Below are 25,561 nucleotides of genomic sequence, written 5' to 3' on the forward strand. Positions count from 1 at the left end.
AGGTGCGAATTCAACTGGTTTTTCCACCAGGAGCAGGGAACACGCCACTCCGCCCACGGTGCTTTCGTGCCGGGATGGGACGATGGGGGACATGCGAATGTCCGGCACGAAGTCCATCCGTACGGCGGCCGCGGCCGCCGCCGCCCTCCTGCTTCTCACGGCCTGTGGCGGTGGGGGCGACAGCGGTGGCGACAAGGGCGGCGAGGGCGGGCGGGCGCAGCGCGGCGGAGCGCCCGCGCCGGACCCCACCCGCATTCCGAAGGTCGGTGACGGCCTCCAGTCCCGGATCCCCGCCGACGCCCGTCAGGTCATCGCGGTCTACGGCAAAGGGGTGAACTCGGCCGACTCCACCGTCGTGCTGTACACCAAGCGGGGCAAGTCCTGGGAGCGCACCCGGGATTGGGCCGCGCACAACGGCAAGCGCGGCTGGACGACGAGTCACCACGAGGGTGACAAGCGCAGTCCGGTGGGTGTCTACACGCTCAGTGACGCGGGCGGAGTGCTGCCCGACCCCGGCGCCCGGCTGCCCTACACCGCGTCCGGTTCCTTCGCCGCCCCTCACTACTGGCCCAAGTCGCACTGGACGGACTTCAACTACGTCATCGCCATCGACTACAACCGCGTCAAGGGCGCCTCACCGCTCGACCCCACCCGGCCGGAGGGGCAGCGCAAGGGCGGGTCGATCTGGCTGCACATGGACCACGGCAGTGGTACGTCGGGCTGCGTCAGCCTCTCCAAGTCCGGTATGGAGTACCTGCTGAAGAACCTCGACCCGAAACTGCATCCGGTGGTGGTCATGGGGGACGGCGCGCATCTGGCCGCCTGAGGCCGCGCCGGTCCGACGTGGTGCTGATCCGACGTCGGCTGGTCTGACGCTGCGACACTACGGTCGTCCGCTCCGGCGTCCGTATCCCATCGGCGCAAGATTTTTCTGCAAGTGACTGGAAACCTTTGCGCCATGTCTTGACGTGTTCAGCGCCAGACCGGCAGGCTGCCGTGCGGAACCACCGCCCCCGGGGCGGCAGTTCCGCTTCCCCCCACGGTGGCCTGGCGCGTGGCTGCCTTCGTGGGCACTCCGGTGCCCGGATCCCGAAGGAGCCGCATTATGCGACACCGGTCCCGTCTGCTGGGCGGAACGCTGGCCGGGCTGCTGACCGCAGCCGCCATCGCCACTGCCGCCCCCTGGCCCTCCCAGGCCACCCCACCGGGCGACAAGACGGTCACCGCCACCCTGTTCGAGTGGAAGTACGAGGCGGTCGCGCAGGCGTGCAAGGACTCGCTCGGCCCGGCGGGCTACGGCTATGTGGAGGTCTCGCCCGCCTCCGAGCACATCCAGGGCGGCCAGTGGTGGACCTCCTACCAGCCCGTCAGCTACCGGATCGCCGGACGGCTCGGTGACCGGGAGGCCTTCAAGAACATGGTGGGCGCCTGTCACCAGGCGGGTGTGAAGGTCATCGCCGACGCGGTCATCAACCACATGTCGTCGGGTTCGGGTACCGGCACCGGCGGTACGTCGTACTCCAAGTACACCTATCCGGGCACCTACCAGGACCAGGACTTCCACCGCTGCCGCAAGGACATCGCCGACTACGGCGACCGCGGTGACGTCCAGAACTGCGAACTCGTCGGCCTCTCCGACCTCGACACCGGCAGCGACTACGTCCGCGGCGCCATCGCCACGTACCTCGGCGACCTCCGCTCGCTCGGCGTGGACGGGTTCCGCATCGACGCCGCCAAGCACATGGCCGCCGACGACCTCGCCGCCATCAAGGGCAAGATGGCCGATCCGGGTCTGTGGGTCTCCGAGGTCATCTACGGCGGGGGCGAGGCCGTCTCGCCCGATGAGTACACCGGGATCGGCGACGTCGACGAGTTCCGCTACGGCAGCCACCTCAGGAGCGCCTTCCAGGGCGGCGACATCGCCCAGTTGAAGTCGGTGGCCGACGGAAAGCTGAGCGGTGACAAGGCCCGGACCTTCGTCGACAACTGGGACACCGAGCGCAACGGCTCGACCCTCACCTACAAGGACGGCGCGTCCTACACCCTCGCCAACGTCTTCATGCTCGCCTCGCCCTACGGCTCGCCGAACGTGTACTCCGGCTACGAGTGGACCGACAAGGACGCGGGCCCGCCCGCGGGCGGTGCGGCGAGCTGTGGCGGCGGCGGGGGATGGACCTGCACCCACGCCAGGACCGACATCACCGGCATGGTCGGCTTCCGCAACCAGGTCGCCGGTGCCGAGCTCAAGGACTGGTGGGACAACGGCGGCAGCGCCCTCGCCTTCAGCCGTGGCGACAGGGGTTTCGTCGCCCTCAACAACGGTGGCGGTGAGCTGAGCGAGACCTTCCGCACCTCGCTCCCGGCGGGCACCTACTGCAATGTGGCCAAGGCGTCACCGGAGAAGTGCGAGGACGATACGGTGGCCGTCGCCGACGACGGCACGCTGCGCACCACCCTCCCGGCCAGGAGCGCACTGGCGCTGCACACCGGCGCCAAGGGCTGACCGCCCGCCCCCGACCGTCATCGACGCGCCCCGTGGACACCGGACCTGTCCACGGGGCGCTTCAGCACGGGCGGTCATGCGCGGTGGAGAGGGTGTCCAGCACGCTGCCCAGGGCCTCCCGCTGCTCGGCGCTGAGCGGTGCCAGGATGTCCTCGGCCGCCGACCGGCGGGCTTCGCGCAGCGCCCGCAGCGTCGACCGGCCGGTGTCCGTGAGCTCGACCCGGATCACCCGCCGGTTGGTCGGATCCGGCATCCGGCGCACCGAGCCGTGTGTCTCCAGGGCGTCCACCAGCGTGGTCACCGCGCGCGGCACCACGTCCAGGCGCCGTGCCAGGTCCGCCATCCGCGGCGGCTCGTCGGTGTGCGCGACCGTGCGCAGCAGCCGGGACTGCGCGGGGGTGATGCCCAGCGGCTCCAGGTGGCGCTTCTGGGCGCGGTGCAGCTTCCGGGTCAGATGGAGCAATTGCTCCGCCAGGAGGCCGGAGGTCTCGGGCTCGGGCATGATCGGAAGTCTATCAGGATCGTGTTCATTGTGAGCTTAGGTAACAATGAGCTATGCTCCGATAGCTTCGTCGGCCGGACCGTCCGGTCCCCGGTGGTGGCGCCTTCCCCGCCGCCGGACCCTGCCACCAGAAGGAGCCCATGCACCGCGACGATTCGTCATGGACCCCATCGCCCGCGGAACCGGAACGCCCCGCCCAGGTGCGGCGCATCCTCCGGCTCTTCCACCCCTACCGCAGCCGCCTCGCCGTGGTCGGCCTGCTCGTCGCCGCCTCGGCGCTGGTCTCGGTGGCCTCGCCGTTCCTGCTGCGCGAGGTCCTCGACACCGCGATCCCCGAACGCCGCACCGGACTGCTGACCCTGCTGGCCCTCGGCATGATCGCCGCGGCCGTGGTCACCAGCTGCTTCGGCGTGCTCCAGACCTTCATCTCCACCACGGTCGGCCAGCGGGTGATGCACGATCTGCGCACCGCCGTCTACGACCGGCTCCAGCGGATGCCGCTGGCCTTCTTCACCCGCACCCGCACCGGTGAGGTCCAGTCCCGGATCGCCAATGACATCGGCGGGATGCAGGCCACCGTCACCTCCACCGCGACCTCGCTGGTCTCCAACCTCACCAGCGTCGTCGCCACCGTGGTCGCCATGCTGGCCCTCGACTGGCGGCTGACCGTGATCTCGCTGCTCCTGCTGCCGCTGTTCGTCTGGATCAGCCGCCGCGTCGGCGACGAACGCAAGAAGATCACCTCCCAGCGCCAGAAGCAGATGGCCGCGATGTCCGCGATGGTCACCGAATCGCTGTCGGTGAGCGGAATCCTGCTCGGCCGCACCATGGGCCGTTCCGCCTCGCTCACCGAGGAGTTCTCCCGGGAGTCCGAGCGCCTGGTCGGCCTCGAGGTCCGCTCCAGCATGGCCGGGCGCTGGCGGATGTCCACCATCGGCATCGTGATGGCCGCCATGCCCGCCGTCATCTACTGGGCCGCCGGAGTCACCCTGCGCTCGGGCGGCCCGTCGGTCTCCATCGGCACCCTCGTCGCCTTCGTCTCGCTCCAGCAGGGTCTGTTCCGGCCCACGGTGAGCCTGCTGTCCACCGGGGTCCAGGTGCAGACCTCCCTCGCGCTCTTCGCCCGCATCTTCGAGTACCTCGACCTGCCGATCGACATCACCGAACCGGCCGAGCCCCGGCGGCTGGAGAGCGTAAAGGGCGAGGTCCGCTTCGAGAGCGTCGACTTCGACTACGACGCCCGGGAACCCGAATCCGCCGCCGGCACGCTGCGCGGGGTCGAGCTGACCGTCCCGGCGGGCCGCAGCCTGGCCGTCGTCGGCCCGACCGGCTCCGGCAAGACCACCCTCAGCTATCTGGTGCCCCGGCTGTACGACGTGACCGGCGGCCGGGTGCTGATCGACGGAGTCGACGTCCGGGACCTCGACTTCGACACCCTCGCCCGAGCGGTCGGCGTCGTCTCCCAGGAGTCGTACCTCTTCCACGCCTCCGTCGCCGACAACCTGCGCTTCGCCAAGCCGGACGCGACCCATGACCACCTCGTGGCCGCGGCGAAGGCCGCTCAGATCCACGACCACATCGCCTCCCTGCCCGACGGCTACGACACCCTGGTCGGCGAACGGGGCTACCGGTTCTCCGGCGGTGAGAAGCAGCGCCTGGCCATCGCCCGGACGATCCTGCGCGATCCGCCGGTGCTGATCCTCGACGAGGCCACCAGCGCCCTCGACACCCGTACCGAACAGGCCGTCCATGACGCCGTCGACGCCCTGTCCGCCGGACGTACCACCATCACCATCGCCCACCGGCTGTCCACCGTGCGGGACGCCGACCAGATCGTGGTGCTCGACGGCGGCAGGATCGCCGAGCGCGGCACCCACCAGGAGCTGATGGCCCGGGACGGCCGCTACGCCGCGCTGGTGCGCCGCGACGCCCAGCTGTCACCCGCCCCGGCGGACCAGGACCAGGACCAGGACCAGGACCCGGTCCCGGCGGTCCAGACGGCCCCGTCCGCTTAGGCCCTGTCCTGCCGGTCGTCGTGGGCCCGCGACGCCTGGCACCGCGCCTCGCCGCGTTGTCGGGATCGTCCGAGTACGCCCGGTACGAGGACGACCCTCCGCCGTGCGATGCTCCCCCAGCTACCGCTGGGAGGTGCCCCCTGCACCAGACGCCGCGGGCTGATCCACGAAGACCGACAGGACAGGACCTGGCGCCTGCGCCGGAGCCCGTCGCGCTGACCGGGAGACGGCGGGTCAGGTGAACTCGGCGCGCACCGCATCCGTGTGCTCGCCGAGTTCCGGTACCGGACGCATCGGCGCCCGGCGGCCCGCCACCTCGACCGGTGGCAGCAGCCCTCGCAGCGGTCCGACGGGGGAGCCGAATTCCCCCCAGCGGTCGCGGGCCTCCAGCTGGGGATGGGCGGCGAACTGGGAGACGTCCCGCAGCCGGGCGTTGGCGATGCCCGCCCCGTCCAGCAGCGCGATCAGCCCGTCGGCGGTGTGCCCCGCGAAGCACTCCTCCAGCTCGGCCGTCAGCTTCTCGTCATGGGCGCGGCGCAACGGGTTGTCCGCGAACCGCGGATCACGGATCAGCTCCGGGCGGCGCACCACCCGTTCGCACAGGGCGACCCACTCACGGTCGTTCTGGACGCTCAGGAACACCTGCGCCCCGTCGCCGCAGGTGTAGGCGCCGTACGGGGAGATCGACGGATGGCGCGCCCCGCTGCGGGCCACGGGAGTACCGCCGTACTGCTGACTGAAGTACGGATGCCCCATCCACTCGCCCAGCGCGTCCAGGAGGCTGACGCTCAGATCCGTCCCCTCGCCGGTGCGCTCCCGCTCGTACAGCGCGGTGAGGATCCCGCTGTAGGCGTACATCCCGCCCGCGATATCCGCGATCGAGATCCCGGGCCGGGCCGGTTCCGCGGGGCTTCCGGTGATGGACAGCAGCCCGGTCTCGCACTGGATGAGCAGGTCGTACGCCTTCTTGTCGCGGTACGGCCCGCTGTCGCCGTACCCCGAGATGGCGCAGGTGATCAGACGTGGGTGCAGGGCCCGCAACGCCTCGGGGCCGAGACAGAGCCGTTCCACCGCACCGGGCGCCAGATTGTGCACGAAGACGTCCGCGCGGGCGAGCAGCCCGTCCAGGACGGCCCGGTCGGCGTCGTCCTTGATGTCCAGGACGACGCTCTCCTTGCCGCGGTTGATCCAGACGAAGTAGGCCGAGGCCCCCTTGACCGCACGGTCGTAGTCACGGGCGAAGTCGCCCCGTCCGGGCCGTTCCACCTTGATGACCCGTGCGCCCAGGTCGGCGAGCTGGCGGGTGGCGTACGGGGCCGCGACGGCCTGTTCCAGGGCGACGACGGTGATGCCGTCCAGCGGCTGTGCGGACACGGAGGACACTCCTTCGGATTGCGGATGGGCCACTGTCTTCCCCGCGCGGGGCGGCGGCCAACGCCGCCGCCCCCGCACGGCTCAGCCGAGCAGCTGCCGCAGGAAGGTGATCTGCTCCGCCTGCTGATGGGTGGAACCGCCCTCATGGCCGTTGAACGGCCACACCTTCAGTTCCTTCTCACCCGCGTAGTGGTGGTACGCGGCGAAACCGCAGGACGTCGGGGTGATCTCATCGCGCAGCGCGGTCGAGATCAGCGCGGGAGCCTGGGCGCGCGCCGCGAAGTTGAGCCCGTCGAAGTGGTCGAGCGTGGTGAGCACCTGGTCCGTCAGATGGCGCTGCCCGGCACAGAAACGGGCGACCTCACCGTAGGGATCGGCGTCGGTGATCTCGATCGCGCGGCGGATGTGCGTCATGAACGGCACATCCACCAGCGCGCCGGCCAGATCGGACACCAGCCCGGCCACGGCGAGGGCCATACCGCCGCCCTGGCTGGCACCGCTGACCACGATCCGTCCGGGATCCACCAGCGGATGCGACCGGGCCGCCGCGACCGCGCGCACGGCGTCGGTGTAGAGCCGCCGGTAGTAGTAGTCCTCCGGCGAGAGGACGCCCTTGGTCATCATGCCCGGCGACTCGGGACCGGTACCGCCCACCGGATCGGAGGTCGCGCCGGGGGAGTGCGGGGACCAGCCCTGGCCGCGGGTGTCCATCACGAGGACGGCGTAGCCCACCGACGGCCACAGCAGCCAGTCGTGCGGCAGTCCGCGTCCTCGGGTGTAGCCGAGGTACTGCACCACACACGGCAGCGGACCGGTCGCGTCCCGCGGGGCCAGCAGCCAGCCGCGTATCCGGTGTCCGCCGAAACCGGAGAACTCCACGTCATCGGTGTGCACCCGGCCGAGTCCCGCGTCGTACGGCGTGAACACCGCGTCCAGGTCGACCGTGTGGGCCTCGGTCAGGGTGCGCTCCCAGAAGGCGTCGAAGCCCTCGGGCTCGGGCAGCCGGGGACGGTAGGCGTGCAACTGGTCCAGGGGCAGATCGACAAACACGGAAGGACCTCCGGAGTATCCGTGTACCAACGGGTATCCGGGTATCCGATCAGCGTTCGAACCGCTGGTCAAGAGGGTAACGATCATGAGACCCCATGGCGCGGGGCCGCACACCGTGGCGCGCGGCCCCGCACTCCTCAGCGGTCGGCGCGTGCGTCGTGCGGTCCGGTGTCCTGCACTTCGCCGACCCGGGCCGCGGCCGGGTCCAGCACCCGGTTGAGGAACGCCCGGGTCCGTGGATGGCGGGGGTCGGCCACCACCCGCTCCGGACCGCCCTCCTCCACGATCACTCCGTCGTCCATGAAGACGACCCGGTCCGCCACCTCGCGGGCGAAGCTCATCTCATGGGTGACCACGAGCATCGTCATCCCCTCGTCGGCCAGGGTGCGCATGACGGCGAGGACATCGCCGACCAGCTCCGGGTCGAGGGCCGAGGTCGGCTCGTCGAACAGCATCAGCTCCGGGTCCATGGACAGCGCCCGCGCGATGGCCACCCGCTGCTGCTGTCCGCCGGACAGCTGTGCCGGATAGGCGTCCTCCTTAGCGGTCAGACCGACTCGCCCCAGGTTCTCCCGGCCGATACGGCGTGCCTCCGCCTTGTCGCGGCGCAGGACCCGGCGCTGGGCGATGGTGAGGTTCTCCAACGCCGTGAGGTGCGGGAACAGATTGAATGCCTGGAACACCATGCCGATCCGGCGCCGTACCCGGTCGATGTCCACGTCCGGATCGGTGACCTCCGCCCCGGCCACGGTCACCGAGCCGGAAGTGGGCTCCTCCAGGAGGTTCACACAGCGCAGCAGGGTGGATTTGCCCGACCCCGAGGGGCCGATCACACACACCACCTCGCCCCGCCGGACCGTGAGGTCGATGCCCTTGAGGACCTCCAGTTCACCGAAGGACTTGTGCAGGTTCTCGACCCGGATGGCGACACCGTCGGGCCGCCCGGCCTCCTCCGTGTCCTTGTCCATCCCTTTCACCTCGCCTTCGCCGTACGGGCTTCGAGCCGCCGCACCAGATGTCCCAGCGGAACGGTGATGACCAGGTAGCACACCCCGGCCACCAGGATCGGAGTCAGACTGCGGTGCTGATTGAGCGCGTCCCGGCCGAACTTGGACAGCTCGTACTGGTCCAGGGAGAGCCCGAGCAGATAGACCAGGGACGAGTCCTTGGTGAGCAGGATCAGCTCATTGGTGAGCGGCGGCAGCACGATCCGGAACGCCTGCGGAATGATGATCGAGACCATCGCGCGGCCGTGGGACATGCCCAGCGAACGCGCTGCCTCCATCTGCCCCTTGGGCACCGCCTGGATACCCGCGCGGATCGTCTCCGCCATATAGGCGGCGCCCACCAGGCCGAGCGCCAGCATCACGGTGACATACCGGTCCAGGGCCACCTGGAAGGCGAGCGGCACACCGAAGCCCAGCGCGATGAAGACCAGCAGCGCCGGAACTCCGCGGAAGAACTCGATGTAGGCGATCGACAGCCAGCGGTAGGGCGGCACCTGGGACAGTCGCATCAACGCGAGCACCAGCCCCAGCACCAGCCCGAAACCGAAGCCGAGCAGGGTGTAGACGACGGTGTTGACCAGGGCGGTGGTGATGACGTCGGGGAACAGGGACCGGGCGACCTCCGCGTCGAAGAACGCACGACGCAGCTCACCCCAGTCCGCGGCCAGGACGAAGACGAGCAGCACGGCGACGAGCACGGCGTACTGCACCGCCCGTATCGCCCGCGCCCGCTGCCGACGGGTCATTGCCATAACTGTGCGGACTCCTCAGCTCCGGTGGCGGTCGCGGGCGTCAGTTCGCGGCGGGCTCCGTGGCGGCCTTCTTGGTGGGCTTCTTGGGCGCGGTGCCGAACCACTTCTTGTAGATCCGGTCGTAGCGGCCGTCCGCACGGGCCTGTTTCAGCACCTTGTTGACCTTCTTGCGCAAGGCGTCATTGCCCGTGCGCACGGCGATGCCGTACTGCTCACCGGTGTTGAACTCGGCCGTGACCTCGGTGTCGGGGTTGTCCTTGACGTAGTCGTAGAGCACACCGTTGTCATTGACGCCCGCATCGACCTGGCCGGTCTTCACAGCGGTCAGCAGCAGCGCGAGGTCCTCGAACTGGACCAGCTTCGCGCCCTTGGCACGCTTCTGGGCGTACGCCTCCCCGGTGGTTCCCTGCTGCACGGCCAGCTTCTTGCCGTCAAGATCGCCGAGTGAGGAGTAGGGCTCGCCCTTCTTGGTCACCAGGGCCTGGGTGGCCTCGAAATAGGGGTCGGAGAAATCGAGGTTCTTCTCCCGCACGTCGTTGATGGTCATCCCGGCGGCGGCGACATCGCACTTGTTGGCGTTGAGGTCCTCCCCGGACTGGATGCCCTCGAAGGGCGTGTCGACGATCTCTTGCTCGACCTTGAGCGCCGAGGCGACCAGGTCGACCAGGTCCACGTCGAACCCGACGATCTTCTTGCCCTCCTTGGACTGGAAGGGCGCGTACGGCAGATGGGTACAGGTCGTGAGTTTCCCGGACTGCACCAGGCTGATCTTCGAGCCGCCGGACCCGGACGACGCGGTACTGGTGCACCCGGCCAGCAGGACGGACGCTGCGGCGATGGCAGTGGCGGACAGTGCGGAGCGAGCGGACACGGCACCTCCGGACATGGTCGGGGACGACCCCACGGAACACGTGATCAGTGAGATGGCCCGCATCCTGCCATCGGTGGCGCCCAGATGTACCCGCCGTGTGCGTTGCGAGCGGATAACGGCGGGATGGTCAGCGGCGCCGTCGCCACCTGCGGCGCTTGCTCCAGAACCAGCCCGCCGGTGGCTCGTCCGCCCGCCAGGGCTGGGGCTCGGGCGCACCGCGCCGCCAGCGCTCCCTCAGCATCCGGGTCCGCGCGGCGGGCTCGGAGACCTCCGCTCCACGTATGAAGTCCTCGTCGAGCACGACGTCGTCCCAGTGGTCCGCGCCGTCCGCGCCCTCCGCGTCGTCGTCCGGTCCCCGGTCCGTGGATCCGGTGCTCACAGGGCACCTCCCGTCCGCCGGTGCCGCTGGGGCACACACTCCCTTGAACGGGGAACGCCCGGGGCACCGGCCGAGTTCCGCCGTGCCCCGGGCGCGGAGCTACACCGGGATCCACACCCGCATCGGGCCGTCCCCGCGGTTCGCCCAGGCGTAGTAGGGGATCCCGGTCAGATGGACCGGCACCGGGTCGGTGGGCGCCGCGGCCCCCTCCGCACCATCGCCACCGTCGGTGTAGGGCCACCACGCGCGGGAGCGGACCGCTCTGCGCAGCCCACGGGTCGTGATCACCGTCACCCCGCCGAGCAGCCCCGGCCGGTGCTCCTCGTCCAGCGGCGCGCCCGGATGCAGCGCGAGGTCGTCGAGCCGGATCCCCTCCGGCAGGTCCGCTCCCTCCAGGCAGTACACCAGCGGTCCCCGCTCGATCGCGACACAGCCGCGGACCGCGTCGATCCGTGCGTCCGGACGGGTCCTCCGGGGGGACAGCGGCAGGCTCAGCACCACCACCTCACCGGGCCGCCATCGCCGCCGCAGCCGCAGCCAGCCGTCCCGGGCCCGCTCCGTCCGGGGCGTACCGCCGACCGTCACCTCGTACTCCCGCGCCCAGGGCGGGATGCGCAGCGACAGCGTCCAGTCGGTGTCCTCGGGGGCCTCGTCCACCACCACCGCGATACGGCCCTCCCAGGGGTAGGCGGTGCCGACCCGCACGGCGCCGCCACCCGCCGCGTACGAGCCGGAGGCGTACTGGTGCAGTTGGAGGCCGTCGGCGTCGCCGCTCACCACGTAGTGCGGCAGCGAGGCCAGCAGCCCTACCGCGCGGGGCGGACAGCAGCCGGCACCGGACCACGGCGCGCGCCCCGGCCGCCCGGCCGGCGCTCCCTCGTCGTGGCAGCGGACCTGGAGCGGATTCATCCCGGACCAGCGCGTGCCGTCCAGCGAGACCCCGGCCGCGAAGGCGTTGAACAGGGTGCGTTCGATGAGATCGCTGTAGCGGGCGCCGCCGGTCAGCAGCGCCATCCGCCAGCCGAAGCCGATGGCGGCGACGGCCGCGCAGGTCTCCGCGTATGCCCGGTCCGGCGGCAGCTCGTACGCGTCCCCGAAGGACTCCCCGGCGTCCCGGGCGGCCACCCCGCCCGTCACATGGGTCTTGGTGGCGGCCATGTCCTCCCACAGCCGCACCAGGGCCTCCCGCAGCCCCCGGTCGCCGGTCTCGGCCGCCAGATCGGCGACCCCGGTCAGCAGTCGCAGCCGGTCCACGGCGTTTCCGGTGACCTGCGACGCCTCCCGCACCGGCAGCGGATCCCGGCGCCGCGCGCCTCCCGGATCGGTGCCGGGCCCCTCGGGCCCGTCCTCCGGCGCACCGGTGCCCAGGCCGTCCCGCTCCCGCCGGTCCAGGAGGTACTCGGCGAGTTCGAGGTGACGCCGCTCCCCGGTCTCCCGGTACAGCTCGACCAGCGCCGCGCCGATCCCCGGGGGCCCGCACACCGGGTCCATGTCGGCGCCCGCGTCGAAGAGGGCGCCGAGGCGATCCGCGGAGCGCTGCGCCACATCGAGCAGGGTGCTCTCGCCGGTGGCCCGCCGGTGCGCCACCGCGGCCTGGAGGAGCGGGACCGCGTCGCGCAGCTCGGTCTCCGGGACCGCCGGCGCGCGCTCCGGTACCGACGCCGGCCACCGCCGTTCCATGGGCCGGACCGGGGCGGACGGCGCCCGGCGTTCCTCCTCGGCGCGCGCCGCGCCGACCAGTCGGCCCACCCGCTCGGCCAGTTCCTGGAACGCCGTGCCCCCGCCGCCCTCGGCGAGCTGCCAGGACGCCGCCTCCAGCCACAGGTGTTCCTCCGCGTCCGGGGAAGGGTGCTCGGCGGCCGCCGCCGCGAGCCCCTCCCACCCCTGCGGAACGCTGACCTCCGCGTTGATACGGCGTCGGGTGGCCCAGAAGCCACCGGTGATACGGGCCGCGGTCGCCGGGCGCAGCGCGGTGCGCGCCTCCGGCGAGAGGCGGATCGGTCCTGCGGACATGTGCTTTCCCCTTACGGCGGACCGCCGGTGATCCTGTCGGGTCTCCTGGTCACAGGCACGGGAACCGGTCGCCGCGGTGAGCATAAGCAGGCACTTTGCCCGCGACAAGCCCCAATCTCCCAGGGATCGGTGTCACCTTCGCCAGGGAACGTTCCCACCGCCCCCGCGAACGGGGGCGGTTGACCCGGAGCGCCCGGACCACTCAGGCCGGGACCAGGGCACGCCGCTCGGCGACGTGCGCCACCACACAGGTGACGTTGTCCGGACCGCCCGCCCGCTGGGCGAGGGCGACCAACGTCCGGACCGCCCGCCCCGGATCGGACTCCGCGACCAGGACGCGCCGGATGTCCTCGTCGGCCACGACACCGCTCAGCCCGTCCGAACACAGCAGGTAGCGATCACCGTCCCGGGCGTCCCGCAGTGTGAGGTCGGGTGTGAAATCCGAGCCACAGCGCACGGCTCGCAACAGCAGTGCCCGTTGGGGGTGGGAGGCTGCCTCCTCCGGTGTGAGCCGCCCGTCGTCCACCATCGACTGCACCAGAGTGTGGTCATGGGTGATCTGGAACAGCTCGCCCTCGCGCAGCAGATAGGCGCGGGAGTCCCCGATGTGCACCAGGCCCAGCTCGGATCCCGACCACACCAGGGCGGTGAGGGTGGTGCCGACCCCGGCCAGCGCCGGGTCCGACGCGGCGAGTTCGTTGACCGAGGCGTGCACGCGTCGGGCCGCGTCCTCCAGCGCGCTCAGCAGTTCACCGCCCGGCACCTCCGACTCCAGCGGTTTGAGCGCCTCGACCGCCGCCTCACTGGCGTGTCGACCGCCGCCGAAACCGTCGGCCACGGCGAACAGCCGGGGCCCGGCATAGCCGACGTCCTCGTTGCTCTCTCGGACGGAGCCGGTGTCGGAGAGCACGGCGTAGCGGATTCCCAGGGTGTGGTGAGCAGAAGACATCGCGGTGTCCTTTCCGGACAGATGGTCGTCGAGGAAGGCGGCCAGTTCCCGCCGGGCCGCCGTGTCCGCCTCGACCTGCGCCCAGAACGCGCGGACCTCCCGGGCCGCGGCCCGGGGTTCCAGCTCGCACACGGCCTGGATCCGGGCCAGCGGCATGCCCAGCCGCCGCAGCCAGACCACCAGCCGGGCCCGTTCCAACTGGGCCGGGTCGTAGAAGCGGTAGCCGGAGTACGGATCGACCCGGGCCGGTGTGAGCAGCCCGAGCTCGTCGTAGCGGCGGAGCGCCTTGGCGGACAGCCGCGCCGCCCGCGCGAACGCCCCGATCGTCAGCAACTCCATGTCCACCCTCCCCGAACCGGGCGCTCCGCCCGGTCACCACGATGCTGAGCCTTCCCCCGGGAGGAAGGTCAACTGAGGGGCGGCGGTTCCCCCGGGTCCCTTGCCCGGATCGTGTCCGGCGTCCGGACCCGCCGGGCAGGCACTAGGCGATCCGGCCGAGGTCACCGGGCAGCACCCGGTGGAGCGGCGGCGCCCCCGCCACCACCCGCTCCACCTCGTCGGCCACCGCCGCACCCAGCCGCTCCAGTTCGTGGCCCAGCGCCCCCGCGACATGGGGGGTGAGCAGGACGTTGGGGAGGGTGAACAGGGGGGACCCGGAAGGCAGTGGCTCCGGTTCGGTGACATCCAGGACCGCGGAGATCCGGCCGCCGGACAGCTCGGCCACCAGAGCGTCGGTGTCGACCAGGGCGCCGCGCGCGGTGTTGATCAGCGTGGCGCCGTCCGGCATCAGGGCCAGTCGGCGCGCGTCGAGCAGATGCCGGGTGGCGGGCAGCGACGGGGCGTGCAGGCTCAGCACGTCGCTGGTGGCCACGAGCTCGTCCAGGGGCAGCGGGCGGACGCCGAGCGCCGCCGCCTCGGCGGCCTCCAGATGCGGGTCGTACACCGCCACGTCCAGATCGAAGGGGCGCAACAGCTCGATGACCCGGCGGCCGGTCCGGGAAGCGCCCACGAGCCCCACCAGGCGCCGGAAGTTGCCGATGCGCGCCGTCCTCGCGGGGGTGGGGAAACGGTGCTCGGCGGCGTACAGGGCGCGCAGCCGCAAGGTGTCCTTGCCCGCCAGGAGGATGGTGGCCAGGGTGAACTCGGCGACGGGCAGGGCGTTGGCGGCCGCGGCGGAGGAGACCAGGACGCCGCGTTCCCAGCAGGCGGGGGTGATATGGCCCTTGACGCTGCCCGCGGCGTGCAGGACGGCACGCAGTCTCGGCAGCCCGTCGAGCACCTCGGCGGTCAGCGGTTCACAGCCCCAGCCGGTGATCAGTACTTCCACGGCGGCCGGGTCGGCGCCGGTCACCTCCGACGGCCGGACGGCGGCGCCGGCCGGGATCGTCACGGACGCCGCGAGACGGTCCAGCAGCGGTGCCGGGAAGAGCTTCGGAAGGTGGACGGGGTCCATCACGAACAGCGCGGCGGGGGAGTCGGGCACCGTGGCCTCCTGATGACACAGATTGAGAGGCGATCAGCCTCTCTCGCTATGCGGAGACAGGCCAGTCAGAAAACGAAGCGGTTCAATCTCATATAGCAGTCTTATTGTTAATAGTCAGTCATATACCGGAATCTTCCCCTCTTCAGGTATTCGCCATGCTTTCCCCGGGCACTGAGGGTGTATCCGTGCACACCTGTGCGCTCTCGTGGCCTCACGAGAAGAGGGAGGTTCCTCATGTCCATATCCACCACACCCGGAACCGTGTGGGGTACCTGGATCAACCTGGAAGGCGGTATCCACTCGGAGCCCGCCCCAGTCCTGTTCGCCGACGACCGCGTGCAGGTCTTCATCCGTGGCGGGTCCAACGTCCTGTGGAGCAGGGTCGAGGGGCGTGACGGCAGTTGGCTCGGCTGGTTCCAGTACACCGGCGTGTCGATCGACGGCATCCCCGCCCCGATCCGCGGCAAGGACGGCAAGATCCGCGTCTTCTACCGGACCCCGGACAACCACCTCGAGGTCATCACCCAGACCAGTCTCAACGGCGGCTACAGCGGCCCCCAGCGGCTGGTCAACAACATCGGTGACGACCCGGCCGCGGTGCTCAACGCCGACGGCCGCATCCAGGTGTTCTTCCCCGGCACCGACGGTGCGCTCTGGTTCATCCGCAACCAGGACCTGCTGTACGAGACCTACACCGGACCGACCTCCCTCGGCGGGGCCGTCCGCGCCACTCCCTCACCCGTCCTGGACGGCGGAGGGCGCATCGTGGTGGCGATCAAGGGCGTCGGGGACACCCTGTACACCATCCAGCAGCTCGCCCCGAACTCCAACACCTGGGAGCCCCTCGTCCAGGTCGCGAGCAACGTCACCAGCCGGCCCTCGGTGTGTCTGGACGCGGCGGGACGGGTGCAGATCTTCTTCCGCGGATCCGATGCCGCGGTGTGGCGCGTGGGGCAGAGCGACGACTACAACTCCTTCGTCGCCCCGGTCCAGCTGGGCGGGCAGATCGTCTGGCGCCCCACCTGTGGTCTCGGCCAGGACGGCCGGATCAACGTGTTCATCAAGGCCACCGACAACGCCCTGTGGGTCGCCGTCCAGTCCACCGAGAACGACCCGACCTACACCGCCTTCCAGTCGCTCGGCGGATCGATCGGATCGGCGGGCGTGAGCGTGCCCATCCTCAATGAGGAGAATCTGCTGTACGTGTTCCTCCAGGGCAGCGGAACCGCCAGGGACCTCTGGCTCCAGCGCCAGACGTTCGTCTGACGGCCACCGCACCGCGACCGGCCTCATCGCGCACCCTGAGGCCGTGACGAGCGCCGGCAGTGATGCCCACACTGCTGGCCTCTTGTATGTGTGCGGCCATATATGCGGCCCCTTTTCGTTTCCGGCCCCCTAACGGATGAGCCGACGGGCGCGACGTCGCGGCCCCGGCGCAGACCTGACAGGCTCGGCGCGGCGGAATCCCCGCTCCGCCCGGGGAGGTATCCGTCCGCCCCGAACGCCCCGTCGAGGACAAGGAAGCGCCGCATGGTCCATATCGCCTCGGACGACCGCTACGACTCCATGCAGTACCAGCGCTGCGGACGCAGCGGAGTGCTGCTGCCGAAGGTCTCGCTCGGTCTGTGGCACAACTTCGGTGACACCCACCCGCTCGGGACACAGCGTGCGGTGCTGCGCCGCGCCGTCGACCGCGGCGTCACCCATATCGACCTGGCCAACAACTACGGCCCGCCGCCCGGCAGCGCCGAGGCCAACTTCGGCACCGTCTTCGCCCAGGACTTCCGCCCGTACCGTGACGAGCTCTTCATCGCCACCAAGGCCGGGTACCTCATGTGGCCCGGCCCGTACGGCGAATGGGGCTCGCGGAAGTACCTCCTTGCCAGCCTCGACCAGTCGCTGTCCCGGACGGGGCTGGAGCACGTCGATGTCTTCTACTCCCACCGCTTCGACCCGGACACGCCCCTCGAGGAGACGATGGGCGCGCTCGACAGCGCGGTGCGGCAGGGCAAAGCGCTCTACGCGGGGCTGTCCAACTATCCGCCGGAGGCGATCGACGAGGCGGCCGCGATCCTGACGGAGCTGCGCACCCCGTACCTGATCAACCAGCATCCGTACTCGATGCTCCAGCGCGGGGTCGAGGGCGGGGTGCTGGAGTCCTCGGCGCGGGCGGGCGTCGGCGTCATCGCCTTCTCGCCCCTCGCGCAGGGCCAGCTCACCGACCGCTATCTGCACGGGGTGCCCGCCGACTCCCGGATGGCGCTCGGCCACTTCCTCACCCGGGACGCGCTCACCGAGGAGCGCCTCACCCTGCTGCGCGCCCTCAACAAGCTGGCCGAGGGGCGCGGTCAGACCCTCGCCCAGATGGCACTGGCATGGGTCCTGCGGGACCCGCGGGTGGTCTCGGTGCTGATCGGCGCGAGCAGTGTCGCCCAGCTCGAGCAGAACGTCGCGGTGCTGGACTCGCCCGGCTTCACCGACGCCGAACTCGCCGAGATCGACCGGCTCTCGGCGGAGGCCGGAGTGGACCTTCCCTGAGGGTGCCGGTGTCTCCCCGGCGGGCGTGCGCCCGCCGGGGAGACACCGGCGGCTACGGTTCACCCATGAGCGGTGAGACGGGCCTGCGGGAACGCAAGAAGCAGCGGATGTACCGGACGATCTCCGAGACGGCGATCTCGCTGTTCCTCCAGCGGGGGTTCGACGAGGTGTCCGTCGCCGATGTGGCGGCCGCGGCCGAGGTGTCCAAGCCCACCCTGTTCCGCTACTTCGCCTCGAAGGAGGATCTGGCGCTCCACCGGTTCGCCGACCACGAGGACGAGGCGGCCCGGGTGGTGCGGGGCCGGACGGCGGGGGAGGCGCCCCTGGAGGCGCTGCGGCGTCACTTCCTGGACGGACTGGACCGCCACGATCCGGTGACCGGGCTCAACGACGACGCCGAGGTGCTCGCCTTCCACCGGCTGCTGTACGGCACCCCCAGCCTGGTCGCACGGCTCTTCGCGTACACCGGCCGCTCGGAGGACGCGCTCGCCGCGGCCCTCGCGGAGGCGGCCGAGGAGGAGGAAGGACCGGACGACATCACCGCCCGCATCGCCGCGGGCCAGATCATCGCCGTCCAGCGCATCCTGGCCCAGGAGAACTGGCGCCGGGTCGAGGCGGGAGCCACCGCCTGGGGCGTTCACCCGGACGCGGTCACCGCCGCCGAACGTGCCTTCACCATGCTGGGCTCGGGCCTCGCTCCCTACGCCTGAGCGTCGCTCGCTACGCCTGATCCGCAGCGCCCGGCCGGGCCGGGATCCGCCTCGATGAAGTTCCCCCGATAAAAAACGTGACCGGGTTAAAAAACTAACCGAGTCACGCTATACTGGTCCGGTCGAACGGCACGAGGGGGCGGCACAGCTATGACCACGACCGAACAGCACATCCGCGGCGCCGGGCCGGACCGGGGGCTCCCCGCGGACACCGCGGATCCCGCCGAGGCGCTCACCGGGCAGCTCGCCGAGGAACGCGCCTACCACGACTCCTGCCGCGCGGCGCTGGACCGGATGGTGCGCGGGGCGGGAGGCCAGGTCATCACCGGTGAGGACGTGTCGGGCAGCGGCGCGGACGCCGAGGTCCTCGGCCGTCATCTGCGCAGCTACGCCAAGGAGCTGGCCGAGGAGCCGGACACCCCGCTCTTCTTCGGCCGGCTCGACTTCGGCCACGCCCCCGAAGCCGGGGACCACCGCGGTCAGCGCTATCACATCGGTCGCCGCCGGATCGTCGAGCACCCCTCGGCGCCCCCGATGGTGATCGACTGGCGGGCTCCCGTCTCCCGCGCCTTCTACCAGGCGGGCCCCCGTGACCCCCAGGGCGTGGCGGTCCGCCGCCGCTTCGGATGGGCGCCCTTCAGCCGTGGCGACGCGGAGGACCTCACCGGGATCGAGGACGAGCACCTCACCTCCGGCCGGGCCCGTCAGGATCCCAGCCGGATCGTCACCGGCGAGATCGAGCGCCCGCGCGTGGGACCGATGCGCGATATCGCCGCCACCATCCAGCCCGAGCAGGACGACCTGGTCCGCGGCGAACTGACCGACTCGGTCTGCGTCCAGGGCGCCCCCGGCACCGGCAAGACCGCCGTCGGCCTGCACCGCGCCGCCTATCTGCTCTACACCCACCCTCAGCGCATCCAGCGCGGTGGCCTTCTGATCCTCGGCCCCAACCGTGCCTTCCTGCGCTATATCGCCGAGGTGCTGCCCGCGCTCGGTGAGGCCGATATCCGACAGTGCACGCTGGAGGACGAGATCGCCCGCCACCCCGTGGGCGCGACCGACGCCCCGGCCACCGCGGAGCTCAAGCACGACGCCCGGATGGCGGCCGTGCTCGCCCGCGCGCTCTACGGCCGGGTCGGGCCGCCCGCCGAACCGCTCGCCGTGCCCGACGGCTCCTCCCGCCGCCGTATCCCGCTCGATGAACTGGAGCGGATCGTCGAGGAGGTGCGCGCCGCCCGCCCGCCGTACGCGATCGGACGCGAGCGGGTGCGGTCCCGCGCGGTCGGGCTCCTCCAGCGTCAGGCCGAGCGCCGTGCCGGACCGCCGAGCACCGCGTGGCTGCGGCGGATGGAGCGGTCCGCCGCCATGACCGCGTTCGTGAACGGCGTATGGCCCGCCGTCCGCCCGGAGGAGGTGCTGGCCGAGCTCTTCGGCGACGCCGGCGCGCTGGCCCGCGCCGCCGACGGACTGCTCACCGCACAGGAGCAGTCGGCCCTGCTCTGGCGGAAACCACCGCGGTCGTTCAGGAGCGCCCGGTGGTCGGCGGCGGACCTGATACTCCTCGACGAGGTGGCCGGGCTCGTCGAACGACCCGCGGGCTACGGCCATATCGTGGTCGACGAGGCACAGGACCTCTCCGCGATGGAGTGTCGCGCCATCGCCCGCCGCGCCGGATTCGGCTCCCTCACCGTTCTCGGTGACCTTGCGCAGGGCACCACCCCCTGGGCCGCCCGCAGTTGGGCCGAACACCTGGGCCACCTGGGGAAGCCGGAGGCCGCCGTGGTGCCGTTGACCACCGGATTCCGGGTCCCCGGGGTCATCGTCGACCTCGCCAACCGCCTCCTGGCCGCGCTTCCGGTCGACGTACCCGTGGCGCGCTCGCTGCGCCGGGACGGAAGCCTGCGGATCCACCGGACGGCAGGGCTCACCGAGGAGGTGGTGGCGACCGTCCGCGGTGCCCTGGAGCGGGACGGTTCGATCGCCGTGATCGCCGCCGCCGCGGACACGGCACGGTTGGCGGAGGCCCTCGAGCGCGCCGGGATCGCGACCGCCGCGGCCGAGGAGCCGGACGGTGCCGCGCGGGTCACCGTCCTGCCCGCGACCGTGGCCAAGGGCCTGGAGTACGACCACGTCGTCGTGGCCGAACCCGCGGCCATCGTGGACGCCGAACCCCGCGGTCTCCACCGGCTGTATGTGGTCCTCACCCGGGCCGTCTCCCGGCTCGATGTGCTTCATCACCGCCCGCTGCCGGACGCCCTGAGGTGATCGCGGAAGCGGGCGCCCGGATAGCATGAGCGGTCCGCCCGCGACCCCACCACGCCGTACGGAGACGCACCCTTGGCCACACCACGGATCCCCGTCATCCTCCTCACGGGCTTCCTGGGCTCCGGGAAGACCACGATGCTCAACCATCTGATGCGGGACAGCGCGGGCACCCGCATCGGCGTCATCGTCAACGACTTCGGCAGCGTCAACATCGATGCCCTGGCCGTCGCCGGACAGGTGGACTCGATGATCCCCATCGAGAACGGCTGTCTGTGCTGTGCCGCGGACGCCTCCGAGATGGACGACATGCTCCAGCGGCTCACCGACCCCGCCCTGCGCATCGATGTGGTGGTGATCGAGGCCAGTGGTCTCGCCGAACCCCAGAGCATGATCCGTTCCCTGCTGTCCAGCACCAGTGAGCGGATCGTCTACGGCGGGCTGGTGGAGGTGGTGGACGCCGCGGAGTTCCCCCGCACCCGGGAGCGCCATCCCGAGCTCGACCGTCATGTGCGCGCCGCCGACCTCGTGGTGCTGAACAAGACCGACCGGGTGGGGGAGGAGGAGCGCCGGTCCGTCCTGCGCACGGTCGAGGAGATCGCCCCGGGGGTCCCGGTCCTGACCGCCGAGCACGGCCGGGTCGACCCCGCCCTGCTCTTCGACCACCGGCCCCGCACCACCCCCGAGGAGCGTTTCCGGCAGCTCACCTTCGCCGATCTGTGCGGCGACGGGGAGGACGATCACAGCCGCCATCTCCACACCGCCTACGAGAGCGTGGAGTTCATCTCCTCCGAACCGCTGAACCCCCGGCGCGTCATGGACGTGCTCGACAGCCGTTCCCCGGGTCTGTACCGCATCAAGGGGTATCTGCACTTCGCGGGCGCCGGGGGCGAGTACAAGTACGGGCTGCACGCGGTCGGTTCGTTCCTCCGCTTCCAGCCCGTGCCCTGGGAGCGCGGAGAGCCCCGCACCACCCAGCTGGTGATGATCGGCACCGGTATCAACTCGGACAACCTCGGCCGGCGTTTCGCGGACTGCGTGGAGACCGCCCCCAATGAGGTCGACGACCGGCAGATGATGGGCGTTCTGCGGTATGTACAGGCCGAGGAGGCCGATAAGTCCGTTGAGCCCGATGGGTCCGACCTGTTCGAGGGAGCCGATATGACTGGCGGAATTTCGCCGGTCTAGGAAATTACCTGCGCTGGGGCACGCAACTCTTAGGCGATCACAGCGGTCCTGATGGGTGTCTATGAGGTAAACGCTTGCCAATGAGCAGGAGGATGTGTGCGCCCCCGTTCCCTTTCCACCGTTGCGCGCTGCGCGACGGTGGTCGCACTCGTGACCACCCCCGCCATCTTTGCCGTCCCCTCTGCCGGCGCCGCCGGCTCCGCCCGTACCGTCGCGGCTGCCACCAGCCAGGACGCTGACTTCAACAAGGACGGATTCGCCGACCTCGCCGTCTCCGCGCCGGGCGGCACGGTGGCCGGCAAGGCCAAGGCGGGTTACGTCGCGGTCGTCTACGGCTCCGCTTCCGGTGCCGACACCGGCCACCGGCAGATCATCGGCCAGGACGCCGCGGGCGTCCCCGGGAACCCGGCGGCCGACGCCCGGTTCGGACAGCGCACGGTCGCCCGTGACTTCGACGGCGACGGCTACACCGATCTCGCGGTCCAGTCCAGCAACAAACCGGACGTCACCGTCCTGTGGGGCTCGGCGAACGGTCTCACCGGCGGCACCGAACTGCCCAAGGGCGACGGTGACAACTTCGGAACCAGCATCATCGCCGGAGGTGACATCGACGGTGACGGCCACGCCGACCTGATCGACCTCACCCAGGTCGGCACCGTCCCGGACGCCACGACCGCCCTGCGCGTCCGGTTCGGTCCGTTCACCCGCGACGGCGCAGCCGCGCGCGAGGCCACCGCCGACACCGGGGAGATCGACGCGCCGACCAGCCTGACCGCGGGTGATGTCACCGGAGACGGCAAGGACGACGTCGTCACCACCCATGCCTTCGAGGAGATGTCCCAGGCCACCCTGTTCTGGAAGGGCGGCGGCAACGGCCTGACCAAGTCCTCCGCCCGGCTCGACCACGGCGCCTCGGCGGCCCTCGGCGACGTCGACAAGGACGGCCACGCCGATCTGGTGATCCGCACGGTGCCGGACAACGTCGTGGAGAACCTGCCGTACGACCACGGCACCATCAAGGTCCTCTACGGCACCGCGTCCGGTCCGAGCACCACCCGCACCAAGGTGATCGACCAGAACACCCCGGGCGTGCCCGGCGTCAACGAGGACGGTGACCAGTTCGGCTACGAGCTGAGCGCCGGTGACGCCAACGGCGACGGCTACGCGGACATCGCCGTCGGTATCCCCTACGAGGACATCGACAGCGGCAAGGACGCGGGCAGCGTCGTCCAGCTCTACGGCGGCGCGGGCGGCCTGTCCGGCACCGGCGCCCAGGCGTTCACCCAGGACACCGCCGGTGTTCCGGGTGCCGGTGAGGCGGGCGACCGCTTCGGAGCCGCGGTGCGCCTCGGCGACACCAACGGCGACCGCAAGGCCGACCTGGCCGTGGGCGCCCCCGACGAGGACGGCGCCCAGACCTCCAGCGGTGCCGCCTGGGTGCTGCGCGGCCAGCCCGGTGGCCTCACCACCGACGGCGCGGTCTCCTTCGGCCCCGCCGCGCTCGGCGGCTCCGAGCCCGGCGCGGTCCTGGGCACCGAGTTCCAGCGGTAGCCACGCGCCTCGCGCTCAGCCCTCCCCGGCACCCTCCGGCCCGTCGGCCCGCTCGCGCGGGCCGGCGGGATCCGGTTCCTCGCCCGGGGAGGGCAGCGGGAGCAGCACCCGGAAGGTGCAGCCCGCGCCGGGAGCGGTGTCGATGTCCACCCGTCCGCCGTGCGCGGAGACCAGTGAGTGGACGATCGCCAGCCCCAGTCCGGAACCACCGCCCCTCGTGCGGCTTCGGGAGTCATCGGCGCGGTAGAACCGTTCGAAGACCCGCCGCCGGTCCTCCGGGGACAGCCCGGGGCCGTGGTCGGCCACCTCCAGCACGGCATACGCGCCGTCGGTGCCCACCCCGATGCGGACGGGGGTACCGGAGGGGGAGTGCGCCACCGCGTTGCCGACCAGATTGGTGACCACCTGCCGCAGCCGCGCCTCGTCGGCCAGCGCTGGGGCGCTCGCCGGGCGGCCACCACCGGGCCCGGTGAGGGCCACGTCGCGCGTCGCGTCCAGAGCGCGTACGTCGTGCAGGGCGTCGGCCGCGAGGGTGCGCAGATCCATCGGGGCCAGCTCCAGCGGGAAGGCGAGCGGCTGGTGCGTGTCGGCCGCGGTGCGATGGGCGTCCTCGTCCAGCCGGGCCAGCAACAGCATGTCCTCCACGAGCTGGGTGAGCCGTTCGGACTCCTCGGCGATCCGTCGCATGGTGTGGTCGATGTCCTGACGGGTCGGCAGCGCCCCCATCCGGTACAGGTCCGTATACCCCTTGATGCCGACGAGCGGGGTGCGCAGTTCATGGCTGCCGTCGGCGAAGAAACGCCGCATCCGCGCCTCGGCCTCCGCCCGGGCGCGGAAGGCGGTGTCGATCCGGGCGAGCATCTGGTTCAGATACTCGGTGAGCCGGCCCACCTCGGTGTGCGGCCCCGCCAGTTCGGGGATTCGCTGGGAGTAGTCGCCCGCGGCGATCGCCGCCGTGGTCTCCTGGATCCGGGTCAGCGGGCGCAGTCCGGAGCGGACCGCGAACCACCCGGCCACCGCGAGCGCCGCGACCAGTCCGGCTCCCGCGGTGAGCGAGACGTTCCGGGTCCGGGTGACGGTGGCATCGACCGCGTCCAGGGACGACGCCACGATCACGCTCCCGGAGCTCTTCGCGGCGCCCACGGGTCCGACGGTCGCCAAGAGCCCGACACGCGGTTCGGCCCGGGGCACGGTGATGACCCGCCACGCGTGGTCGCCCTGGTGCGCGCGCACCGTGAACGGACGCCCGTCGGTGGCCAGGACGGCCGTGCGGTCCAGCCGGGGGAGTGCCGGGCCGCCCCCGGGCGGTGCCGCGCTCGCGCCGAACGCCTGGTCCGGGACGCCCTGGTCGTTCACATACGTCACCGTCGTCTCCTCGAAGAAGCTGAGGAGCCGCACACTGTGCGGGGTGTCCGCGGGAGGGGCCAGCCGGGCGGCGATCCCGGCCGTCAGCGTGAGCCGGGAGTCCATCCGGTCCTGGAGGTAGCCGTGCAGTGTGGTGCTGACGACCACGCCCGCGGCCAGCAGACCCACCGCCACCAGGGCCGTGGACAGACACAGCAGACGTGTGCGCAGCGACAGCCGGGACAGTACCCGTCCCACCCGCGTCATGTGCGGCCGCCCTGCTTCCTCGGTCCGCGGATGACGTATCCCACGCCGTGCACCGTGTGCAGGAGTTTGGGCTCCACCTGGTCGATCTTCCGCCGCAGATAGCTCATGTAGGTATCGACGATGCTCGGGTCACCGCCGAAGTCGTAGGCCCATACGTTCTCCAGGATCTGTCCCTTCGACATCGTCCGCCCGGCGTTGGTCATCAGGAAGTGCAGCAGCCGGAACTCGGTCGGCGACAGCCGGACCGGCTCCCCGGCCCGGGTCACCAGATGCCCCTCCGGCTCCAGCTCGAGATCGGCCACGACGAGACGGGCGGGCGGTTCGCCCTTGGTCCGGCGCAGGACCGCCTGGATCCGGGCGATCAGCTCCTCCAGGTCGAACGGCTTGGTGACGTAGTCGTCGCCGCCCAGCCGCAGCCCGTTGACCTTGTCCGCCGCGGTGTCGCGCGCGGTGAGGAACAGCACCGGGACGGCGCCGCCGTGCCCCGGGCCGGAAGGCCGTGGCTGGGCGCGCAGCCTGCGGATCACCTCGAAACCGTCCATGTCCGGCAGCATGATGTCCAGCAGGACCAGATCGGGGGGCCGCTGGGCCGCCATGTCCAGCGCCTCGCGGCCGTTCGCCGCGGCGTCGACGTCGAACCCCGCGTACCGCAGTGCGGCGGGCAGCAGTTCGCGGACGGTCGGTTCGTCGTCGACGACGAGGAGATGGGCCCGGGGAACCGCGGTGTGCCGCGGGTCTGTCGCTTCTGCCATGGTCTGGGATGCCGCCTCGGGAGACTGGGGGCCGGATCTGTTCAGCACGGC

General features: G+C 71.2%; 21 protein-coding genes. 9 read left to right on the top strand and 12 right to left on the bottom strand.

The window, feature by feature from the left end:
- The first annotated feature begins 91 nt into the window (after nt 1-91).
- A complete protein-coding gene (locus AC07FT_RS21870; RefSeq protein WP_479177697.1) occupies nt 92-826 on the top strand; it encodes a L,D-transpeptidase family protein in 735 nt (244 codons plus the stop codon).
- A 279-nt stretch (nt 827-1,105) separates the two neighbouring features.
- Entirely contained in the window at nt 1,106-2,503 is a 1,398-nt protein-coding gene (locus AC07FT_RS21875) for an alpha-amylase (protein WP_479177698.1), read from the top strand.
- A gap of 61 nt (nt 2,504-2,564) precedes the next feature.
- Here the strand turns inward: AC07FT_RS21875 and AC07FT_RS21880 are convergent, their stop codons facing one another.
- Nucleotides 2,565-3,005 (bottom strand): MarR family winged helix-turn-helix transcriptional regulator, encoded by a 441-nt coding sequence (locus AC07FT_RS21880; RefSeq protein ID WP_479177699.1) that lies wholly within the window; start codon nt 3,003-3,005, stop codon nt 2,565-2,567.
- A gap of 140 nt (nt 3,006-3,145) precedes the next feature.
- Here AC07FT_RS21880 and AC07FT_RS21885 point away from each other — a divergent pair, with 140 nt between their 5' ends.
- On the top strand, nt 3,146-5,020 hold the full coding sequence (locus tag AC07FT_RS21885) for an ABC transporter ATP-binding protein (protein ID WP_479177700.1): 1,875 nt from the start codon (nt 3,146-3,148) through the stop codon (nt 5,018-5,020).
- A gap of 234 nt (nt 5,021-5,254) precedes the next feature.
- On the opposite strand, the gene AC07FT_RS21890 is transcribed toward AC07FT_RS21885, so the two are convergent.
- The 9 genes from AC07FT_RS21890 to AC07FT_RS21930 form a co-directional block, all read right to left on the bottom strand.
- A complete protein-coding gene (locus tag AC07FT_RS21890) occupies nt 5,255-6,394 on the bottom strand; it encodes a CaiB/BaiF CoA transferase family protein (RefSeq protein WP_479177701.1) in 1,140 nt (379 codons plus the stop codon).
- Between the two features lie 81 nt (nt 6,395-6,475).
- Nucleotides 6,476-7,444 (bottom strand): acetylxylan esterase, encoded by a 969-nt coding sequence (locus AC07FT_RS21895; RefSeq protein WP_471199937.1) that lies wholly within the window; start codon nt 7,442-7,444, stop codon nt 6,476-6,478.
- 137 nt (nt 7,445-7,581) lie between these two features.
- Nucleotides 7,582-8,412, bottom strand: a complete 831-nt coding sequence (locus AC07FT_RS21900; protein WP_471199940.1) for an amino acid ABC transporter ATP-binding protein — start codon at nt 8,410-8,412, stop codon at nt 7,582-7,584.
- A 5-nt stretch (nt 8,413-8,417) separates the two neighbouring features.
- Nucleotides 8,418-9,203 (bottom strand): amino acid ABC transporter permease, encoded by a 786-nt coding sequence (locus AC07FT_RS21905; RefSeq protein ID WP_254750087.1) that lies wholly within the window; start codon nt 9,201-9,203, stop codon nt 8,418-8,420.
- Nucleotides 9,204-9,243: 40 nt separating this feature from the next.
- Entirely contained in the window at nt 9,244-10,074 is an 831-nt protein-coding gene (locus tag AC07FT_RS21910; protein ID WP_471199944.1) for a basic amino acid ABC transporter substrate-binding protein, read from the bottom strand.
- A gap of 127 nt (nt 10,075-10,201) precedes the next feature.
- Nucleotides 10,202-10,453: an SGM_3592 family protein gene (locus AC07FT_RS21915; protein ID WP_479177702.1), complete on the bottom strand. Its 252-nt coding sequence runs from the start codon at nt 10,451-10,453 to the stop codon at nt 10,202-10,204.
- Between the two features lie 99 nt (nt 10,454-10,552).
- A complete protein-coding gene (locus AC07FT_RS21920) occupies nt 10,553-12,466 on the bottom strand; it encodes a glycoside hydrolase family 127 protein (protein ID WP_479177703.1) in 1,914 nt (637 codons plus the stop codon).
- A gap of 202 nt (nt 12,467-12,668) precedes the next feature.
- Entirely contained in the window at nt 12,669-13,754 is a 1,086-nt protein-coding gene (locus AC07FT_RS21925; protein WP_479177704.1) for a MerR family transcriptional regulator, read from the bottom strand.
- Between the two features lie 142 nt (nt 13,755-13,896).
- Entirely contained in the window at nt 13,897-14,898 is a 1,002-nt protein-coding gene (locus tag AC07FT_RS21930; RefSeq protein ID WP_479177705.1) for a hydroxyacid dehydrogenase, read from the bottom strand.
- 234 nt (nt 14,899-15,132) lie between these two features.
- Between AC07FT_RS21930 and AC07FT_RS21935 the strand changes: the two genes are divergently transcribed.
- The 6 genes from AC07FT_RS21935 (at nt 15,133) to AC07FT_RS21960 (ending at nt 23,147) form a co-directional block, all read left to right on the top strand.
- A complete protein-coding gene (locus AC07FT_RS21935; protein ID WP_479177706.1) occupies nt 15,133-16,164 on the top strand; it encodes a PLL family lectin in 1,032 nt (343 codons plus the stop codon).
- 264 nt (nt 16,165-16,428) lie between these two features.
- Nucleotides 16,429-17,436 (top strand): aldo/keto reductase, encoded by a 1,008-nt coding sequence (locus tag AC07FT_RS21940; RefSeq protein ID WP_479177707.1) that lies wholly within the window; start codon nt 16,429-16,431, stop codon nt 17,434-17,436.
- A gap of 65 nt (nt 17,437-17,501) precedes the next feature.
- Nucleotides 17,502-18,146, top strand: a complete 645-nt coding sequence (locus AC07FT_RS21945) for a TetR/AcrR family transcriptional regulator (RefSeq protein WP_479177708.1) — start codon at nt 17,502-17,504, stop codon at nt 18,144-18,146.
- A 150-nt stretch (nt 18,147-18,296) separates the two neighbouring features.
- The gene (locus AC07FT_RS21950; RefSeq protein ID WP_479177709.1) at nt 18,297-20,411 is read left to right on the top strand and encodes a HelD family protein; all 2,115 of its coding nucleotides are present in this window, start codon (nt 18,297-18,299) and stop codon (nt 20,409-20,411) included.
- A gap of 72 nt (nt 20,412-20,483) precedes the next feature.
- A complete protein-coding gene (locus AC07FT_RS21955; protein WP_479177710.1) occupies nt 20,484-21,596 on the top strand; it encodes a CobW family GTP-binding protein in 1,113 nt (370 codons plus the stop codon).
- 150 nt (nt 21,597-21,746) lie between these two features.
- Complete coding sequence (locus AC07FT_RS21960) at nt 21,747-23,147, top strand: FG-GAP-like repeat-containing protein (RefSeq protein WP_479177711.1); 1,401 nt, start codon at nt 21,747-21,749, stop codon at nt 23,145-23,147.
- A gap of 15 nt (nt 23,148-23,162) precedes the next feature.
- On the opposite strand, the gene AC07FT_RS21965 is transcribed toward AC07FT_RS21960, so the two are convergent.
- A complete protein-coding gene (locus tag AC07FT_RS21965) occupies nt 23,163-24,758 on the bottom strand; it encodes a sensor histidine kinase (RefSeq protein WP_479177712.1) in 1,596 nt (531 codons plus the stop codon).
- Nucleotides 24,755-25,510, bottom strand: a complete 756-nt coding sequence (locus tag AC07FT_RS21970; RefSeq protein ID WP_479177713.1) for a response regulator transcription factor — start codon at nt 25,508-25,510, stop codon at nt 24,755-24,757. Before AC07FT_RS21970 ends, AC07FT_RS21965 begins: the two co-directional genes overlap by 4 nt.
- Nucleotides 25,511-25,561 lie beyond the last annotated feature (51 nt).

The sequence above is a fragment of the Streptomyces sp. NPDC045899 genome, assembly GCF_056431485.1.

Coding starts and splice junctions, on each gene's coding strand:
- AC07FT_RS21935 (WP_479177706.1), top strand. CDS start 15,133: ATGTCCATATCCACCACACCCGGAACCGTGTGGGGTACCTGGATCAAC.
- AC07FT_RS21880 (WP_479177699.1), bottom strand. CDS start 3,005: ATGCCCGAGCCCGAGACCTCCGGCCTCCTGGCGGAGCAATTGCTCCAT.
- AC07FT_RS21885 (WP_479177700.1), top strand. CDS start 3,146: ATGCACCGCGACGATTCGTCATGGACCCCATCGCCCGCGGAACCGGAA.
- AC07FT_RS21905 (WP_254750087.1), bottom strand. CDS start 9,203: ATGGCAATGACCCGTCGGCAGCGGGCGCGGGCGATACGGGCGGTGCAG.
- AC07FT_RS21875 (WP_479177698.1), top strand. CDS start 1,106: ATGCGACACCGGTCCCGTCTGCTGGGCGGAACGCTGGCCGGGCTGCTG.
- AC07FT_RS21925 (WP_479177704.1), bottom strand. CDS start 13,754: ATGGAGTTGCTGACGATCGGGGCGTTCGCGCGGGCGGCGCGGCTGTCC.
- AC07FT_RS21870 (WP_479177697.1), top strand. CDS start 92: ATGCGAATGTCCGGCACGAAGTCCATCCGTACGGCGGCCGCGGCCGCC.
- AC07FT_RS21965 (WP_479177712.1), bottom strand. CDS start 24,758: ATGACGCGGGTGGGACGGGTACTGTCCCGGCTGTCGCTGCGCACACGT.
- AC07FT_RS21900 (WP_471199940.1), bottom strand. CDS start 8,412: ATGGACAAGGACACGGAGGAGGCCGGGCGGCCCGACGGTGTCGCCATC.
- AC07FT_RS21920 (WP_479177703.1), bottom strand. CDS start 12,466: ATGTCCGCAGGACCGATCCGCCTCTCGCCGGAGGCGCGCACCGCGCTG.
- AC07FT_RS21945 (WP_479177708.1), top strand. CDS start 17,502: ATGAGCGGTGAGACGGGCCTGCGGGAACGCAAGAAGCAGCGGATGTAC.
- AC07FT_RS21940 (WP_479177707.1), top strand. CDS start 16,429: ATGGTCCATATCGCCTCGGACGACCGCTACGACTCCATGCAGTACCAG.
- AC07FT_RS21950 (WP_479177709.1), top strand. CDS start 18,297: ATGACCACGACCGAACAGCACATCCGCGGCGCCGGGCCGGACCGGGGG.
- AC07FT_RS21970 (WP_479177713.1), bottom strand. CDS start 25,510: ATGGCAGAAGCGACAGACCCGCGGCACACCGCGGTTCCCCGGGCCCAT.